Genomic DNA, 17,619 nt, shown 5'->3' on the forward strand with positions numbered 1-17,619 from the left:
CCGTCAGAGCTGCTGAAGGATGCGCAGCGCCCGGCCGACCCGGAGCATGGTGTCGGTGTCGGCGACGTCCACGCAGTCGGTGAACCACTTCTTCATCGGCGAGGAGATGCGGTCGGGCATCACCACGTACCGGCCCATCGTCACGGCGAGCGGCGAGTCACGCAGCAGTGACTCCTCGACGACCTCGACCACGATCACGATGGGCACGTCGGTGGAGTTGTAGACGTCTGAGCTGATCACGAGGCCGAGGCGTTCCCGGGCGCCCTCGATGCGCCAGACCTCTCCCCTACGCAGCACGCGGTCGTCCGCCGGAGAGCAGGTCGTTGACCATGCCCACCTCGCGGGCGTCGGCGAGAGCCGCGGACTCCAGGTCCAGACCGGCGCGGCCCACGGCGGCGGCGTGCGCGGTGAAGACCTCGCGCAGCGCTTTCTCCCGGGCGGCCTGGTCCATCCATGCGGAGAGCGACAGCCCTTCGCGCTTGGCGAACCGCCGGGCCTCCTCGATCGTCTCGTCCGTGAACGACAGAGTCACCTTGGCAGTCATGCGGATGAGACTACCCAGCGGTATGACCATCAGTCATCCACGCGCTCACCAGCTCGTCCACCAGCGTCGAAAGGCACATTCTGGCGGCTCTCACCTGGCCCGGCCGCCGAACACCGCGAAGCGCCACTCCTTGAAGTAGCAGTCGACGTCGACCAGGCCGGCCTCGGCGAGCCACCGGCACTGGTCGGTGACGGTCGCCGGGCGGTCGTGTCGCATCCGCTCCCGGGAAGCGGCGATCTCCTCGGGGGACGCGCCCAGCTCGGTGATCCGCTCCAGCCACACCTCGTCGTAGCGCCGGTCCAACTCCGCGCTCGGGCCGGCGACCTGCTCGGCGTTGACGAACACCCCGCCGGGTGCCAGCGCGGCGGCGGCCCGTCGGTAGAGCGCCCGCTTGCCGTCGTCGTCCAGGTGGTGGATCGCCAACGCGCTGACCACCGCGTCGTACCGGCCCGGCGGCAGCTCGTCGGACAGGTCGGCCCGGACCACCCGGTGCGGCACGGACCGGGCGTCCAACTGGCCGGCGGCCCGGGCGAGCATCGCCGACGCCCCGTCCACCAGGGTCAGCCGGACACCGGGCACCGCCGCGGCCAGCAGCAGCGAGAGCAGGCCGGTGCCAGCGCCCAGGTCCAGAACCTCCGGTGTACGTCCGGCGGCGAGCGCCGCCCGCAGCGCTGGCGCGGCCACCTGGACGGCGGTGCCGTAGAAGGCGTCGAAGCAGGGCACCAGTCGCCGCCGGGACTGGTCGTAGGTGCCGGCAACCGCGTCGAAGACGTCCACCACACTCATCGTGCCTCCCATTGACTGAGACGGTTTTCCCACATTATAAGCGCGCCGTGCGGGCATCCGATCGAAGCCTGCGCCAACGCTCCTGACCCCGGACGCGCGAAAGGCCCCCGGCGCGAACCGGGGGCCTCTGCGTCATCAGCTTGTGTCGTCGCGACCACCATGGAGGCGCTGGCGGCCTCGGCACTCTGCAGGGGTGGGAGTGTTGCTGATGAGCCGTATACCAGGGAGTCATATTCATACCTGAGAGGTATAGGGACTACCGGGGTGACAGCGCCCGGCGGCGGGATGGCACGACCTCGCCGAGGGGCCACCCTGGACAAGCGAAAGGCCCCGGCCTCCTGGGATCCAGGGTGCCGCGGGCCTTCCGTGCTGCGTTGGTCAGCCGACGGGGCCGATCGCCTTCGCCAGGTCGACGAAGCTGGCCCATGCCGCCGGTCCGAAGGTCAGCGTTCCGCCGTCGCGGTCCTTGGTGTCGCGGACGAGGACGACGCCGGGGAGGTTGTCGGCGACCTCGACGCACGAGCCCCCGTTGTTTCCGCTCTTCGTGCTCTTACGCCACTGCGCGCCGGTCATGTCCATGATCCTGCCGCTTTCCTGATCAGGTCTAGGGACTGGTGACGGGAAAGAGCTTCGCTTCTGATGCGTTCCCATCTGCGATTCAGCGTAGCAACGTCCGCAGCTCCATTAACGATCTGCGCCCGCGCCTGGCTGTCGATGTGTGCGACCTGCTCGCCGCTTGGCAACTCGGCCACGATGAATCCCCCGCCAAGGCCTGGATACATCCCGACGTCTTGCGGCACTACGAGCACCCGCACAGCGGGCAGCGCCGCGCACTCCGCGAGGTGGACGAGCTGCTCACGCATCAGTGATCGGTCGCCGTACGCCGATTGGTACAGGACCAGTTCGTGCACGACTGCGATCAGCAGGGGCGGGCGTTCACGGCGGAGGATGGCCTGACGGTCGATGCGGGAGGCGACCACGTCGTCAACCTCGCCCCCCGTCAACGCTTCGCCTGTCAATGTCGCCCGCGCATACGCCTCGGTCTGCAAGAGGCCGGGCACCCATGTGTGCTCGAACCAACGAATCGCAACGGCTTCGCGTTCCCAGTCGACCCACTCGCGCAACCATTGCGGCTCGCGCCGTTTGAGGACATCCGGCCAGAGGTCCCCAACGTCCCTCGCAAGGATCGCAGCCAGCTTCGCGCGCCGACGGGGCTGCGGCACGCGTCCCGGGCTTATCCACCGAGCCGCCGTCTTCGGATCGACACCCGTCTGAGCTGCCAAGCTTTCGGCCGTCTCGCCAGCTTCGGCCATGGCCGCCTGAAGTGCATGATTCATCCTGCCTCCAGAGGAACGTCCCGAACGTCCCCCGAGAATAGAGCAACGTCGTGTACTGATCCTGTCGCTCTCGGCAATGTGACCGGTAGACGGCGCGACCGGTAGAGACCCCGAAACCCGGCGGACGCGTTCGTTCCAGGGCCGCGACGACGAGGGGAGCACCGTGCCGAAAGAGCCACCCGATCGGAAGCCGAAGCCCAAGCCGGAACCGGAACCGGAACCGGAACCGGACCCGACCCCACCGTCGTCGCCGGGCGTGCCCTTTCCGCCGGGGACCATCGTTCCGCCCTGGCCGGTGAACCGACTCAACCGCGTCGCCGAGCACGGCCGGGTGAACGCATGAGCGGGTCCGTGCAGAAGCCACGCACGGGTGACGTCCTGCACCTGACCCGCACCGCGAGTGTGCAGTTCCTGCGTCCGATCTTCGTCCGCGTGATTCGGGTTCTCGACTGGCCGACGTACGACGGGTGGCTGTGGATTGACGCATACGAGCTGGCCGCGAACGGCGATGCGGTCGCGCGCCGGACCCTGTTCGTGATGCCCGCAGGCCTGATCTGGCCGGCCACTCCCGCCCCGGCGGCCCGTCGCCCACCCACCCGCACGCCCGTCAAGCGAGGCCCGGTGAGGGTCGGATGACCCGCCGCCCTCGTCCGCACCATCCGATGCGTCCGGCGTGGCTCTGCCGTAACTGCGCCGCTCCCTGGCCGTGTGCGCCGGCCCAGCTTCACCTCGCGACCGAGTTCTACGGCCATTCGATCGCCCTGGCGTTCTATCTGGCAGCGAACATGCAGGACGCGGTCGACGACCTGTACTCCCTGGGCGTTCGCCCTGACCCGCGCGCACTTCACGCCCGGTTCCTGGGCTGGCTGTCCCTGACCCGCCGACCACACCGCGCCGACTTGCGCTGACCGCGAGATGAAGGCCGCTACCGCCGCGGCAATCGACCAGTCACCCGACACACCCGCTGCCCCGGTGCAGTGTGAGCCCCACTTGACAGGACCGAAACAGAAGGGACCCGGACTGGAAACTGCCCGGCGGCACGCTTTCCCGACATGACAGACGGTGCACGGTCGGCAACTCGACCGGGGCGGACGCCCCGGGACGTGGCGACGCACTGCCCGTACTGCGCGCTCCAGTGCGGGATGGTGCTGCGCGAGGACGACGCCGGCGTGACGGTCCACCCCCGCCAGTTCCCCACCAATCGCGGCGGGCTCTGCCAGAAGGGTTGGACCGCCGCCGAACTGCTCGACCACCCGGAACGACTCACCACTCCCCTGGTCCGCGACCCGGCCACCGGTGCGCTGCAGCCGACAAGCTGGGACGCCGCCCTCGATCGGATCGTCGCCGGCATCCGCGCCATCCAGGACGACGCCGGCCCGGACGCGGTCGCCGTCTTCGGCGGCGGTGGCCTGACCAACGAGAAGGCGTACGCGTTGGGAAAGTTCGCCCGGATCGGGCTGCGCACCCGGCACATCGACTACAACGGACGGTTCTGCATGTCTTCGGCGGCAGCCGCCGGGATGCGTGCCTTCGGCATCGACCGAGGGCTGCCGTTCCCGCTCGCCGACCTGGGCCGGGCCGACACCCTGCTGCTGGTCGGCGCGAACCCGGCGGAGACCATGCCGCCGCTGGTGCGGTGGCTCACCGAGCAACGCGGCAACGGCGGCCAGTTGATCGTCGTCGACCCCCGGGTCACCGCCACCGCCCGCCAGGCCGATCTGCATCTGCAACCGCTGCCCGGCACCGACCTCGCGGTGGCCAACGCACTGCTGCACATCGCGCTCACCCAGGGTTGGGTCGACCGGGCGTACGTGGCCGAACGCACCGCCGGATTCGAGGCGGTGCGCCGCAGCGTCGCGGCCTGGTGGCCAGCCCGTGCCGAACAGATCTCCGGCGTGCCGGTGGCCGACCTGGAGGCGACCGCCCGCGCGCTGGGCACCGGCGGTCGAGTGGTCATCCTCACCGCGCGCGGCGCCGAGCAGCACGCCAAGGGCGTCGACACGGTCTCCGCGTACGTCAATCTCGCCCTTGCCCTCGGCCTGCCCGGCCGGGCCGGCTCGGGGTACGGCTGCCTCACCGGCCAGGGCAACGGCCAGGGCGGACGCGAGCACGGGCAGAAGGCCGACCAACTCCCCGGCTACCGGCGGATCGACGACCCGGCGGCCCGCGAGCACGTGGCCCGGGTCTGGGGGGTGCCGGCCGACGAACTGCCCGGCCCGGGCGTGCCGGCGTACCAACTGCTCGACTCGCTCGGCACCCCGGACGGCCCGCGCGCGTTGCTGGTGTTCGGCTCGAACCCGGTGATCTCCGCGCCGCGGGCGGGGCGGATCGAGCGCCGGTTGCGCGACCTGGACCTGCTGGTCGTCGCCGACCTGCTGCTCTCCGAGACGGCCGCGCTGGCGGACGTGGTGCTGCCCACCGCGCAGTGGGCCGAGGAGGACGGCACCATGACCAACCTGGAGGGTCGGGTGCTGCGTCGGCGCGCACTGCGCCCACCCCCGCCGGGTGTCCGGACCGACCTGGCCATCATCTCCGACCTCGCGGCGAGGCTGGCCCCGGACGACGCCGCGGCCACCGACGCGGCGGCCCGGTTCCCGGCCGACCCGGCCACCGTCTTCGCCGAGCTGCGCCGCGCATCGGCCGGTGGGGCCGCCGACTACGCCGGCATCAGCTGGGCCCGGATCGACGCCGCCGACGGCGTCTACTGGCCCTGCCCGACCGAGGAGGGACCGGACACGCCGCGCCTCTTCGCCGACCGGTTCGCCACCCCGGACGGTCGGGCCCGGTTCCACCCCGTCGACCACCGGCCGGCGGCCGAGGAGGTCTGCGCCACGTACCCGCTGCACTTCACCACCGGCCGGGTGCTGGCGCAGTACCAGTCCGGCACCCAGACCCGCCGGGTCGCCGCGCTGCGCCGCGCCGCCGCTGAGGCATTCGTCGAGCTGCACCCGGACCTGGCCGCGCGGCTGGGCATCGACGACGGAGACCCGGTGCGGGTCACCTCGCGCCGAGGTGAGTTCAGCGCCCCGGCCCGCCTCAGCGCCGGGATCCGGCCGGACACCGTCTTCGCCCCGTTCCACTACGCGGGTGCGGGACGGGCCAACTCGGTGACCAACGACGCGGTCGACCCGGTCTCCGGGATGCCCGAATTCAAGATCTGCGCGGTCCGGGTGGAGAAGGCATGACCGCCCGGGTGGTGATCGTCGGCAACGGGATGGCGGGTGCCCGCCTCGCCGGTGAGCTGCATGCCCGGGAGGGAGACCGGAAGGTCACCGTGCTCGGGGCCGAGCCGCACCGGGCGTACAACCGGATCCTGCTCTCCACCCTGCTGGCCGGCCGGGTCGACGAGCCGGACATCGAGCTGACCGAGGCCGCCGGGCACGGCATCGACCTGCGCACCGGCGTACCGGTGGCCGCGATCGACCGATCCGCCCGAGAGGTTCGGACCGACGACGGCGAACGCATCTCCTACGACCATCTGGTGCTGGCCACCGGCGCCCGGGCGGTGCTGCCACCACTGCCCGGCCTCGACCCGGCAGACCTGCCGGAGCGGGTGGTCCCCTTCCGGACCCTGGACGACTGCCGACGAATCCTGGCCGCAGCGGCCGGCGCTCGCAGCGCGCTGGTGCTCGGCGGCGGGTTGCTCGGGCTGGAGGCAGCCCGAGGGCTGGCCATCCGAGGGCTGACCACGACCGTGGTGCACCCGCGGGGGCACCTGATGGAACGGCAACTCGACCCGGCAGCCGGGGCGGTGCTCGCCGGCACGCTCGACAGTCTCGGCGTCACCATCCAACTGGCGGTGCCGGCAACCGGCGTGGCCGCGGACGCCACCGGTGTACGCCTCGACCTGGCCGACGGCCGAACGCTGCGCGCCGACCTGCTGCTGCTCTCCTGCGGCGTACGTCCGGACACCGCGCTCGCACAGGCAGCCGGGCTGACCGTCCGCCGTGGCGTGGTGGTGGACGACCGTCTCCGCACCGACGACCGGTCCATCTCGGCGATCGGCGACTGCGCCGAGCACGACGGCGTGCTCACCGGGCTGGTCGCACCCGCCTGGGCTCAGGCCCGGGTGCTCGCCGACGTGCTGACCGGGACGGACCCGCTGGCCCGGTACCGGCCCCGGCCGGTGGTGACCCGGCTCAAGGCCGCCGGGATCGACCTGGCCTCGATGGGCGACGCGGTCGGCGGCGGGCCGGGCGAGGAGCTGACCTTCACCGACCCGACCCGGGGCACATACGCCCGGCTGCGGATCAGGGACGAGCGACTGGTCGGCGCGATCCTGCTGGGCGACAACCCGGCCGTCGGCACGGTGATCCAGCTCTTCGATCGTGGCCACCCGGTGCCGACCGATCGGCGGGCGTTGCTGCTGGGCCGGGCACTCGGCACAGCGGGTGCGGCCCCGGCCCCGTCACCGGCACTGATGCCGGACGCCGCCACGGTCTGCCAGTGCAACACGGTGAGCAAGGGCGCGCTGATCCGCAGTTGGCGCTCCGGGGCCCGGACGGTCGACGCGGTGGTGGCGGCGACCCGGGCCGGCACCGGATGCGGCGGATGCCGGGACGCGGTGGGCGGCATCGTCGATTGGCTGAGTCAAGCGGAATCGGTGGAGGTGACGCGATGAACGGCGGCGATCTGGTCGTCATCGGCAACGGCATGGTCGGGCAGCGCTTCGTCGACGCGCTGCGCGCCCGTGACCCACAGGGCCGTTGGCGGGTGACGGTGCTGGCCGAGGAGGGACGTCCGGCGTACGACCGGGTGCGGCTCTCGGCGTACTTCGACGGGGTGAGTGAGAGCGAGCTCAACCTGCACACGCCGCACGACGGGGTGCGGCTGCGACTCGGTGAGCCGGCCACCGCCATCGACCGGGTCAGACGGGTGGTGACCACCGCCGTCGGCGAGTACCGCTACGACATGCTGGTGCTGGCCACCGGGTCGTACGCGTTCGTGCCGCCGGTGCCCGGAGTGGAGCTGCCCGGGGTCTTCGTCTACCGGACCCTGGACGATCTGGCGGCGATCCGGGCTTATGCGCAGGGTCGGCGGGCCGGTGCGGTGATCGGCGGTGGGCTGCTCGGTCTGGAGGCGGCGAACGCCCTGCGGTTGCTGGGCCTCAGCACCGACGTGGTCGAATTCGCGCCCCGGCTGATGCCGGTGCAGGTGGATCAGGCCGGCGGCGCGATGCTCCGTCGCTACGTCGACGACCTGGGCGTACGGACCCATCTCGGGGTGGCGACCACCGCCATCCGATCCGGCCCGGACGGCGGCGTCGCAGCCCTGGCCCTCTCCGACGGTGGTGCCATCGACGCCGAACTGGTGGTGGTCGCCGCCGGGATCCGGCCTCGGGACCAGTTGGCTCGGGACGCCGGCCTGCCCCTGGGTCCACGCGGCGGGGTGCTGGTCGACGCGACCTGCCGCAGCGCCGACGAGCGGATCTGGGCGGTCGGTGAGTGCGCGGCGGTCGACGGCACCTGCCACGGTCTGGTCGCCCCGGGGTACGCGACGGCCGAGGTGGTGGCCGACCGGCTCGTCGGCGGCGCGGCGACCTTCCCGGGTGCCGACACCGCCACCAAGCTCAAGCTGCTCGGCGTCGACGTTGCCTCGTTCGGTGACGCGCACGGCACGACCCCGGGCTGCCTGGACGTCACGTTCACCGACCCGGCCACCCGGGTCTACGCGAAGCTGGTGCTCTCCGACGACGCGCACACCCTGCTCGGCGGGGTGCTGGTCGGTGATGCCAGCGCGTACCCGACGTTGCGGGCCAGCGTGGGTGGCCCGCTGCCGGCCGCGCCACTGGCGCTGCTCGCCCCGGACGGCGGCGGGGCGGACGCCGGTGCGTTGCCCACCACCGCCCAGGTCTGCTCCTGCAACGCGGTGACCCGGGGCGACGTGGACGCCGCCATCGCCGACGGCTGCACCGACGTGCCGGCGTTGAAGGCGTGCACCAGGGCCGGCACCAGCTGCGGTTCCTGTGTTCCGACCCTGAAGCAGCTCCTGGACGCGGCCGGGGTGGCGCAGTCCAGCGCGCTCTGCGAGCACTTCGACGTGAGCCGGCGGGAGCTGTTCGAGATCGTCCGCGTACGCGGCATCCGCACCTTCTCCCGGCTGGTCGCCGAGCACGGTCGGGGGCGTGGCTGCGACATCTGCAAGCCGGTGGTGGCGTCGATCCTCGCGTCGCTGGGCAGCGGTCACGTGCTCGACGGTGAACAGGCGTCGTTGCAGGACACCAACGACCACTTCCTGGCCAACCTGCAACGCGACGGCAGCTACTCGGTGGTGCCCCGGATCCCGGGCGGCGAGATCACCCCGGAGAAGCTGATCGTGATCGGCGAGGTCGCCCGGGACTTCCAGCTCTACACCAAAATCACCGGCGGGCAGCGGATCGACCTGTTCGGGGCGCGGGTCGAGCAGCTACCGCAGATCTGGCGGCGGCTGGTCGATGCCGGCTTCGAGTCCGGCCACGCGTACGGCAAGGCGCTGCGGACGGTGAAGTCCTGTGTGGGCGAGACCTGGTGCCGGTACGGAGTGCAGGACTCGGTGGGGCTGGCCATCGCGCTGGAGTTGCGCTATCGAGGGCTGCGCGCCCCACACAAGATCAAGTCTGCGGTCTCCGGTTGCGCCCGCGAGTGCGCCGAGGCGCGCAGCAAGGACTTCGGCATCATCGCCACCGAGACCGGCTGGAATCTCTACGTCGGTGGCAACGGCGGCTTCCGGCCCCGACACGCCGACCTGTTCGCCACCGACCTGTCCACGGAAGCGCTGATCACGCTGATCGACAGATTCTTGATCTACTACATTCGCACCGCCGACCGGCTGCAACGCACCGCGGGCTGGGTCGAGGCGCTGGACGGCGGTCTGGACCATCTGCGCTCGGTGATCGTGGACGACTCGTTGGGGCTCTGCGCCGAGTTGGACGCCGCGATGGCCCGGCACGTGGCGACGTACTCCGACGAGTGGCGCGACGTGCTCGACGACCCGGACCGGCTACGCCGCTACACCTCCTTCGTCAACGCTCCCGACGTGCCCGACCCGTCGATCACCTTCAGCCAGGAACGCGGCCAGCCGGTGCCAGCCGGCGACTCTCAACCGGCCCGACCACTGCCGACCGACGGTCACCGTCGGCAGCCGGTCACGCTGGGACTACCGGAGGTACGGCGATGACTCAGACCATCACGCTGAGCTGGACCACCATCTGCCCGCTCGACCGCCTCGAACCGGACCGGGGCGTCGCCGCCCTGGTCGACGGGGCACAGGTCGCCCTCTTCCGCACCCCGGACGGGCTGTTCGCGATCGACAACCGCGACCCGGTCTCCGGGGCGTACGTGCTGTCGCGGGGCATCGTCGGCAGCCGTGGCGGAGTGCCGACGGTCGCCTCACCGCTGCACAAGCAGGTGTACGACCTGCGCAGCGGGCACTGCCTCGATCTGCCCGGGGTGGCCGTGGCCCGGCACGACGCGCGTTGCCGCGACGGGCTGGTCGAGGTGCGGTTACGACAGGAGGGCTGATGCGGGAAGAACTGGCGGGCTTCACCATCGGGGTGACCGCCGACCGGCGGCGCGACGAGTTGGCCGCGCTGCTCGAACGGCGGGGTGCCCGCGTCGTGCTCGCCCCGGCGTTGCGGATCGTGCCGTTGTCCGACGACACCGAGCTGCGCGAGGCGACCCGCGCCTGCCTCGAACAGCCGCCGGACATCCTGATGGCCAACACCGGCATCGGCATGCGCGGGTGGCTGGAGGCGGCCGAGGGTTGGGGGCTGGCCGAGCCGTTGCGCTCGGTGCTGGCCAGCTCGTACGTGGTGGCCCGCGGCCCGAAGGCGCGCGGCGCGATCCGTGCGGCTGGGCTGCACGACCAGTGGTCGCCCGCGTCGGAGAGCTGCGACGAGGTGGTCAACCACCTGCGCCGGCGCGGCGTGGCCGGGCAGGTGATCGCCATGCAGCTGCACGGTGAGCGGCAGCCCGAATGCACGCTCGCACTGGAGGCTGCCGGTGCCACGGTGATCGAGGTGCCGGTCTACCGCTGGGCCCCGCCGAGCGACCCGGCACCGCTGCACCGGTTGATCGACCTGATCGCCGGCCGGCTGGTGGACGCGGTGACCTTCACCTCGGCGCCGGCCGCCGAGGCGCTGCTGCGGGCGGCCGGGGACCGTACCGACGCGGTGTTGTCCGCGTTCCGCGGCGACGTACTGGCCAGCTGCGTCGGCGCGGTGACGGCCGAGCCGCTGCTGCGGCACGGGGTGCCGGTGAGCGCCCCGGGTCGGGCCCGGCTGGGGGCGCTGGTGCGGACCATCGTCGACGAGTTGCCCCGCAGGACCGTGACGTTCAAGGCCGGCGGGCACCTGCTCACGCTGCGCGGGCACGCCGCGGTCATCGACGGCGAGTTGCGACCACTCGCTCCCGCCCCGATGGCGGTGTTGCGGGCGCTGGCGCAGTCCCCCGGCCGGGTGCTGTCCCGCACGGCGCTGCTGCGGACGCTGCCGCGGGGTGCGGATGAGCACGCGGTGGAGATGGCCGTGGCCCGCCTACGGGCCGGCCTCCGCGCGCCCCGCGTGGTGCAGACCATCGTGAAGCGCGGCTACCGGCTCCAGGTCGACTGACGCGTCACGGCCGGCTGGTGTGTGTGCCGGCCGTGACGCGGCGGTTCAGCCGACCGGCGTGGGGAAGCCCCGACCGTGCTCGGACTGGAGCCGAAGCATGGCGTGCTCCACGACCGTCACCAGCACCTGCTTGACCGAATCCCGGTGCCGGGCGTCGGTCATCACCAGCGGCACCTGTGGCGAGATGGCCAGTGCCTCGCGGACCTCCTCCAGCTCGTACTGGGGAGCGCCGTCGAAATGGTTCAGGGCCACCACGTACGGCAGGTTGCGGTTCTCGAAGTAGTCGAGCGGGGCGAACGCGTCGGTGATCCGGCGCGTGTCCACCAGCACGGCGGCACCCACCGCACCTCGGATGATCTCGTCCCACATGAACCAGAACCGGGTCTGACCAGGTGTACCGAAGAGGTACAGGATCAGATCCTGAGCCATGGTGATTCGGCCGAAGTCCATGGCGACCGTGGTGGTCTCCTTGCCCGGCACCTTGGACGGGTCGTCGATGCCGACACCCGCCGCGGTCATCAACGCCTCGGTGGTCAGCGGCGTGATCTCGGAGATCGCCCCGACCAGTGTCGTCTTACCGACGCCGAAGCCGCCCGCGACGACGATCTTCGCGGAGACGATTCCCCGGCCCGGCCGCCCCCCAGCGGGGTCATAGCCTGCGAAGTCCACTTAGCACCCTTCCAAGCAGTTCCATCCGCTCCTCGAACCCCTCGGCGGGAGCAGCAGTGTGTAACATCAGCAGGCTCTCGGCCACCATGTCGGCGACCAACACCCGGGCGACGCCCAGCGGCATCCGGGTGTACGCGGCGATCTCCGCCAGCGACTGTGCTCGGCCCTCACAGACCGTGGCGATGCGGTGCTTGTCATGCCCGGCGAAGCGGGACTCGGCGACCTGGGTGGGAGACGCGGTGAGGACGGCTTCCAGGGCGATGTCCTGGCGAGGTTCGGTACGACCACGGGTGACCGCGTACGGACGTACCAGTGCGCCGCGCGGGTCAGCGCGTCGTTGGTCCATTCCCGGTCACCTCCTCGTCCATTGTGGAGCCGGACCTCGCCGCCTCCCGTCCCTGCCTCGGCGCGCGGTCCGAGCGCCGTCCTACCCTGCTACGAGCGCACCGCGTCCCGCGGAAGAGGCACCAGCGCGGCACCCACCCGCTCGACCAGCAGCGCCATTTCGTAGCCCACCTGGCCGACGTCGCAACTGCGCGCGGCCAGGACGGCCATCGACGAGCCGTCACTGATCGACATCAGGAAGAGATACCCGCTGTCCATCTCGATGACTGTCTGCAACACCCCACCCGCGCTGAACATCCGGGCCGCGCCCTCGGTCAGGCTCACTACGCCGGAGGTGATCGCGGCGAGCTGGTCCGCCCGGTCCCCCGGCAGATCCCGGGAGGAGGCGAGCAGCAGCCCGTCGGCGGACACCGCCACCACGTGGGCGATGCCCGCCACGCTGTCGGCGAAGTTGGTGAGCAGCCAACCCATGTCCTGCATGGCAGCTGGCCTGTTCATCGGCTCTCCTTGGTCGAGGTGCTGTTCAGGTCCGTTCCGGCCGTCCGACCGCGCTGCACACCGCGGTGGTAGGCCGACAACAGACCGCGTACTTCATCGGGGGTCCGCCGGCTGCGGTCCCGGCCGCTCTTCGGTTCGATGCCGCCCGGTACGAGCTGCTGCTGCGGCACCCGCTTGGGCAGCCCGGAGCGGGTGGTCCCGGCGGGAGCCGGCTCGGCGGCCTGGCTGGCCCGCGACCAGCCCTCGTCCGCCGCCGTCCGCCAGGCGTGCGGGTCCGCGGCGGGGGCGGTGGGAGCCGCCGGTGCCGTGGGGGCAGCCGGCGCCGTCCGGGCGGCAGGCGGTGGGGAGTACGACGGCGGCGTGCCGAGCCCGCCGGTGGTCGCGCTGCCGCGCCCCCCGGTGGCCGGCGCGGTGCTGCCGTCGGTGTTGGAGTTACCCGGGGTGCGGGTCGGCAGTGGCGGTCGGGCCGGCGCGGCGGCCGGCACGGACGCGGCACTCGGCTGACGGCCGTTGCCCGTGCGCAGCCCGGCATCGGCCGGAGCTGCGGCGGGCGCTGGCGGCTCGTCGAACTTGGGCCGGGTGAAGATCGCGGTGGCGTCGTCGCCGTGCGACCGGAACCAGACCGCCTCCATCTCCCGGAAGATCGGTGCCTCGGCGGGGAATTCGGGCCGGGAGCTGACCGGAGCGGCGGGCACCGACGGCGCGGCGGGCGGTGCCACCGCTCCGGGGCCGGCGACCGGCCCGACCGGCAGACCCTGGGCGCTGCGCCCGTCCGCGGCATCCGCGGTCGAACCACGCCGGGGCAGCGAATCGATGGTCGGGTAGGCCACGGTCGGGCTGCCCATCGAGGCGCCCCCGCCGTTGCTGTACGCGGGCCGTGCCGGCGGGAGTGGGGCGACGGGAGCCGGGGCGGCCGGCGCCGTCGAACGCGTGCCCGTGTAGCCACCCGCCTGGACGGCCGGGGTGGTGTCCCGGGAGTCCAGCGGGGACTGCCACTGGGCGGGAGCCGGCGCGTTGGTCCGCCACTGGTCGGGCAGCGTGGCCGCCGACGTCGCGGCACCGGCGAGCTGCTCGGTGTGACCGACCGGAGTGAGCGGAGTCTGCTCCACGGCCATCGGCTGACGTGGCCGGCTGAGCACCTGCTCGCGGCCCCGGTTGGTGGGCAGCACCACGGTGGCGGCCGGCAACGTCACCTGGGCGACGGTGCCGCCCTCGACGTTGCGGCGCAGCTCGACCCGGATGCCGTAGCGGGCGGCGAGCCGACTCACCACGGCCAGACCCATCAGCCGGAACGCGGCGACATCGACGCTCGGCGGAGCGGCCAACCGGCGGTTGAGCGAGTCGAGCTGCTCGTCGGTGAGGCCGAGCCCGCGGTCCTCGATCTGGATCAGGACGTAGTCACGGATCCGACGACCGTCGGCGACCACAGTGGTGTTCGGCGGTGAGAACCGGGTCGCGTTGTCGAGCAGCTCGGCGACGAGGCGTACCACGTCGTTGACCGCGTTCGCGGCCACCGAGATGTCGGTGTCCACCGTCCCGAACTCGATGCGGTTGTACAGCTCGACCTCGGACTGGGCGGCGCGCAGCACGTCGACCACCAGCGCGTCGTCGCGGCGCGGCACGGCCGAGTCGGCGCCGGCCAGGACCAGCAGGTTCTCGTCGTTGCGGCGCATTCGAGTGGCCAGGTGGTCAAGCTCGAAGAGCTGCGCGAGCCGCTTCGGGTCCTCCTCGCCACGCTCGATCGCGTCCAGTTCGCCGATCATCCGGTCGACCAGGGTCTGACTACGACGTGCCAGGTTGAGGAACATCGCCGAGACGCTGGTACGCAACGCGGCCTGCTCGGCTGCGACCCGTACCGCCTCCCGGTGGACGACGTTGAAGGCCAACGCCACCTGACCGACCTCGTCGCGGCTGTTCAGCTGGATCGGGTCCCGGACCTGGCGGACGATCTCGTCCACTCCGCCGTCGCCGACGCTGCCCATGTTCTGCAGCCGCTGCACCGCGTCGGGCAGGTCGTGGTTGGCCACCGAGAGCGCACCCTCACGCAGCCGGCGCAACGAGTGGTTGAGCGAACGGGCCAGCACCACGGCCAGCGACACGGCGATGATCAGCGTCAGCAGCACCAGGACCGACTCGATCACGGCCTGCCGGATGACGTCCGCGCGTGCCTGATCGGCCTGCTGGAACAGGCGGTCCTGCAGTTGGATCTCGGCCCAGCGCATCAGGTCGTTCACGGCGCCGATGGCGGCGGTGGCGTCCTGCGCGGTGACCAGCGGGCGCTGCCCGACCGAGCGGGTGATGTCGGTGGCCACCCGGTCGGCCAGGCCGACCGCGTCACCGGAGACGGTGCTGTCGACAAGTGCTCGCTGCACCGGGTCGGCGGCCAGGGAGAAGGCGACCAGGGCCTCCTGCTGGCTGGTCAGGGTGGCCACGAACGAGGAGAACTGCTCCGAGTCGAGCTGGCCCGCCGTCAGCGCGGTGAAGGCGACCGCCTCCTCCTCGGCGACCGAAGCCTTGGCGCGGGCGAAGGCGGAGACCGCGCGGCGGCTGTCCGACAGGCTCTCGTCGCCGGGCAACTGGGCCAGGCCGTCGCCGTAGGCAACCAGGTCGGTGAGGATGACCCCGTAGCGGAGCACCGCCTCGGCCACCGCCATCTGCCGGCGGTCCAGCACCTCCTGGCGAGTGCCATCCAGAGTGGACAGATGACTGTCGATGGCGGCCAGGCGGTCCCGCAGGGCCGTCGGCACCTCGCCGACCCGGCCTCGCTCGGCGCGGTACTCGTCCACCTGCCGCTGGGTCTCACGGACCCGCAGGTTGTACGCGTCGGCCGGCTGCTGCGGAGTGGCCAGGTAGGCGGCTGCGGCCATCCGTTCGGCCTGGAGGTCCTGCGTGAGAGCGCTGACGTCGATGGAGAGGGCCGTCAGGGACCGGGCCTGGGTGGCGTCGAAGGCGCCCTCGCCAACGGAGATCAGGCGGACCGTGGCCAGCGCGATCACCGCCGCCACCGGGACGACAAGAATCAACGCCAGCTTGGACCGGATCCGGGCGTCCCGCAGGCGCGGCAACCGTCGGCGCGTAGGCCGACCGCTGTCACCGAGCGCGGGCAGGGTCGTCGGTCCGGTGCTCACGACATCGCCTCCGTCGTTTCTTCCCCGCCTGAGCCGCCGAGCCATGCCGTAAGCGGAGGGGACCACGCGCGGCACGGCCGCGATTTCATCAGAGAAGATCCTGTTTGGGAAGCCGCAGTGAGGTAGGAAACGGTCGGACGGAGCGCATCCCGTGATCCGGGCAACTGATACCTTCATTTCCGCAAGCCCCTGAACAGGGCATGTAACTCCTGAGTGGTCACGCGTGTATGCAAAGTGAGCTTTTGCAAACATTGCGTTACCCCAGCATGTGGGATGGCCGTCCCGAAAATGCTGGCGGGGTCCGCGCTTGACCACAGCGCCGGCCATTGGCAAGGTTTTGCAGGCTTCGCGCACACCGTACGGCAGAGGAGATCCCGTCTTCCACTGAGGACGGATTAGCGGCGGTGACCGGGCAGCGCCCGCGCCCGCACCTGGAGGACTGAGTTGAGCCCCATCCGCTCCGCGACCATCGCGGCGCTCGCATCGGCCGTAGTGGCCACCACGCTCACCGGCTGCCAGTTTGGCGGGGCGGAGCAGGACACGAGTCCGATCGTGATCGCCGCCGACCTCGAACTCTCCGGCGCCGCCGCCCCGGTTGGGCGCGCATACCAGCGCGCGCTGGAACTCAAGAGGGACCAGTTGAACTCCTCCGGCGCACTGAACGGCCGGAAGATCGAGCTGAAGGTGAAGGACAACCGTTCCGACTCGGCCGAGTCACTTCGCAACATCGCCGACTTCAGCAGCGATTCACGCGTCAGCGCCATCATCATGGGTGGCTGCAACGAATGCGCGGTCGGTGCGGTCGGAACCATCAACGAGAAGCGGATTCCCACCATTGCGCTCGCCGCTTCCGGCGCGATCGCCAGCCCGGTCGCCGAACGGCGCTACATGTTCAAGCTGGGCCCCAACGCCCCGGACAGCGCGGCCGCACTGACCACCGAACTGCGCCGCAACAACATCCGCAAGGTGGGGATGCTCGTCAGCGACGACGACTATGGCCGGGAGGGCGCGACCGCACTCAAGAGCGAGCTGGACAAGGCCAACATCACGCTCCGCGAGCAGAAGGTCAAGACGACCGACACCGTCGTCAGCCAGCAAATCCAACTGCTCGCGTCGGGCAAGCCCGACGCGCTGGTCTTCTGGACCCCTCCGGAGCAGGCGACACTGGCCGCCACCAGCGCCCAGCAGACCACCTTCCGAGGGTCGCTCTTCTTCGACGCGAGTGCCGCCGGTGACCTCTTCCTCGGCGCGGCGGCCAGGGCGACCGAGCGGGCCACGATGATCTTCACCCAGACGATGGTGATCGACGACGTGATCGCGACCACACCGGCCAAAGCGGCGCGGCGGCAGTGGTTCCAGGACTACACCGCGCGCTTCGGCGGCTACAACGGTTCCTCGTCCTTCGCCGCGGACGCCGTCCAACTGATCGCCGACGCCGAACGTCGCGCCGGTGGCGAGGTCGGGAAGGTGAACCGCAACGGCATTCGGGACGTGCTCGAAACATCCCAGATGGACGGCCTGTCCGGCCCGATCCGGATGACGCCCGACAACCACAGCGGGCTGATGCCGCAGGCGCTCACCACGTTGGTCGCCCGCAATGGTCGTTGGCGGTTGGCGGGGTAGACGCTCCGCCTTTCATCTGGCGGGTTCGTCGGGTGCCGGGTGGGGGTGTGGCCGACCGTACCCGGCTCCGGGCGGTCAGGCTTGATCCCTCCGCCGGGCACG

Annotated in this window: 17 protein-coding genes; 8 read left to right on the forward strand and 9 right to left on the reverse strand. The window is 71.5% G+C overall.

What is annotated here, in order from left to right:
• Positions 1-3 precede the first annotated feature (3 nt).
• From JOD64_RS10420 to JOD64_RS10440, 5 genes are all read right to left on the reverse strand, one after another.
• Positions 4-297, reverse strand: coding sequence for a hypothetical protein (locus JOD64_RS10420; RefSeq protein WP_110563057.1), 294 nt, complete (start codon positions 295-297; stop codon positions 4-6).
• Positions 287-574 carry a DUF6364 family protein gene (locus JOD64_RS10425; protein ID WP_204942059.1) on the reverse strand — a complete coding sequence of 96 codons (288 nt, stop codon included), beginning with the start codon at positions 572-574 and terminating at the stop codon, positions 287-289. The genes JOD64_RS10420 and JOD64_RS10425 overlap by 11 nt, the downstream gene beginning before the upstream one ends.
• 60 nt (positions 575-634) lie before the next feature.
• Positions 635-1,330 (reverse strand): class I SAM-dependent methyltransferase, encoded by a 696-nt coding sequence (locus JOD64_RS10430; protein WP_204942060.1) that lies wholly within the window; start codon positions 1,328-1,330, stop codon positions 635-637.
• Positions 1,331-1,708: 378 nt separating this feature from the next.
• Entirely contained in the window at positions 1,709-1,903 is a 195-nt protein-coding gene (locus JOD64_RS10435) for a DUF397 domain-containing protein (protein WP_204942061.1), read from the reverse strand.
• Positions 1,900-2,667, reverse strand: coding sequence for a DUF5753 domain-containing protein (locus JOD64_RS10440; protein ID WP_204942062.1), 768 nt, complete (start codon positions 2,665-2,667; stop codon positions 1,900-1,902). Before JOD64_RS10440 ends, JOD64_RS10435 begins: the two co-directional genes overlap by 4 nt.
• A 339-nt stretch (positions 2,668-3,006) precedes the next feature.
• Between JOD64_RS10440 and JOD64_RS10445 the strand changes: the two genes are divergently transcribed.
• From JOD64_RS10445 to JOD64_RS10475, 7 genes are all read left to right on the forward strand, one after another.
• Entirely contained in the window at positions 3,007-3,303 is a 297-nt protein-coding gene (locus tag JOD64_RS10445; protein WP_204942063.1) for a hypothetical protein, read from the forward strand.
• Positions 3,300-3,575, forward strand: coding sequence for a hypothetical protein (locus JOD64_RS10450; RefSeq protein ID WP_204942064.1), 276 nt, complete (start codon positions 3,300-3,302; stop codon positions 3,573-3,575). Before JOD64_RS10445 ends, JOD64_RS10450 begins: the two co-directional genes overlap by 4 nt.
• Before the next feature lie 144 nt (positions 3,576-3,719).
• Positions 3,720-5,852 carry a molybdopterin oxidoreductase family protein gene (locus tag JOD64_RS10455; protein ID WP_204942065.1) on the forward strand — a complete coding sequence of 711 codons (2,133 nt, stop codon included), beginning with the start codon at positions 3,720-3,722 and terminating at the stop codon, positions 5,850-5,852.
• A complete protein-coding gene (locus JOD64_RS10460) occupies positions 5,849-7,288 on the forward strand; it encodes an FAD-dependent oxidoreductase (RefSeq protein WP_204942066.1) in 1,440 nt (479 codons plus the stop codon). The genes JOD64_RS10455 and JOD64_RS10460 overlap by 4 nt, the downstream gene beginning before the upstream one ends.
• On the forward strand, positions 7,285-9,822 hold the full coding sequence (nirB, locus tag JOD64_RS10465) for a nitrite reductase large subunit NirB (protein ID WP_204942067.1): 2,538 nt from the start codon (positions 7,285-7,287) through the stop codon (positions 9,820-9,822). The genes JOD64_RS10460 and nirB overlap by 4 nt, the downstream gene beginning before the upstream one ends.
• Complete coding sequence (nirD, locus tag JOD64_RS10470; protein ID WP_204942068.1) at positions 9,819-10,166, forward strand: nitrite reductase small subunit NirD; 348 nt, start codon at positions 9,819-9,821, stop codon at positions 10,164-10,166. Before nirB ends, nirD begins: the two co-directional genes overlap by 4 nt.
• Entirely contained in the window at positions 10,166-11,254 is a 1,089-nt protein-coding gene (locus JOD64_RS10475; RefSeq protein ID WP_204942069.1) for a uroporphyrinogen-III synthase, read from the forward strand. Before nirD ends, JOD64_RS10475 begins: the two co-directional genes overlap by 1 nt.
• A 45-nt stretch (positions 11,255-11,299) precedes the next feature.
• On the opposite strand, the gene JOD64_RS10480 is transcribed toward JOD64_RS10475, so the two are convergent.
• From JOD64_RS10480 to JOD64_RS10495, 4 genes are all read right to left on the reverse strand, one after another.
• Positions 11,300-11,923, reverse strand: coding sequence for a GTP-binding protein (locus JOD64_RS10480; protein ID WP_204942070.1), 624 nt, complete (start codon positions 11,921-11,923; stop codon positions 11,300-11,302).
• Positions 11,904-12,269 (reverse strand): DUF742 domain-containing protein, encoded by a 366-nt coding sequence (locus tag JOD64_RS10485; RefSeq protein ID WP_204942071.1) that lies wholly within the window; start codon positions 12,267-12,269, stop codon positions 11,904-11,906. Before JOD64_RS10485 ends, JOD64_RS10480 begins: the two co-directional genes overlap by 20 nt.
• 89 nt (positions 12,270-12,358) lie before the next feature.
• Positions 12,359-12,766 (reverse strand): roadblock/LC7 domain-containing protein, encoded by a 408-nt coding sequence (locus tag JOD64_RS10490; protein ID WP_007465177.1) that lies wholly within the window; start codon positions 12,764-12,766, stop codon positions 12,359-12,361.
• Entirely contained in the window at positions 12,763-15,894 is a 3,132-nt protein-coding gene (locus JOD64_RS10495) for a sensor histidine kinase (protein ID WP_204942072.1), read from the reverse strand. The genes JOD64_RS10490 and JOD64_RS10495 overlap by 4 nt, the downstream gene beginning before the upstream one ends.
• Positions 15,895-16,338: 444 nt before the next feature.
• On the opposite strand from JOD64_RS10495, the gene JOD64_RS10500 reads away from it, so the two are divergent.
• A complete protein-coding gene (locus tag JOD64_RS10500) occupies positions 16,339-17,517 on the forward strand; it encodes an ABC transporter substrate-binding protein (RefSeq protein WP_204942073.1) in 1,179 nt (392 codons plus the stop codon).
• The last annotated feature ends 102 nt before the right edge of the window (positions 17,518-17,619 follow it).

The sequence above is a fragment of the Micromonospora luteifusca genome, assembly GCF_016907275.1.
Lineage (GTDB): Bacteria > Actinomycetota > Actinomycetes > Mycobacteriales > Micromonosporaceae > Micromonospora > Micromonospora luteifusca.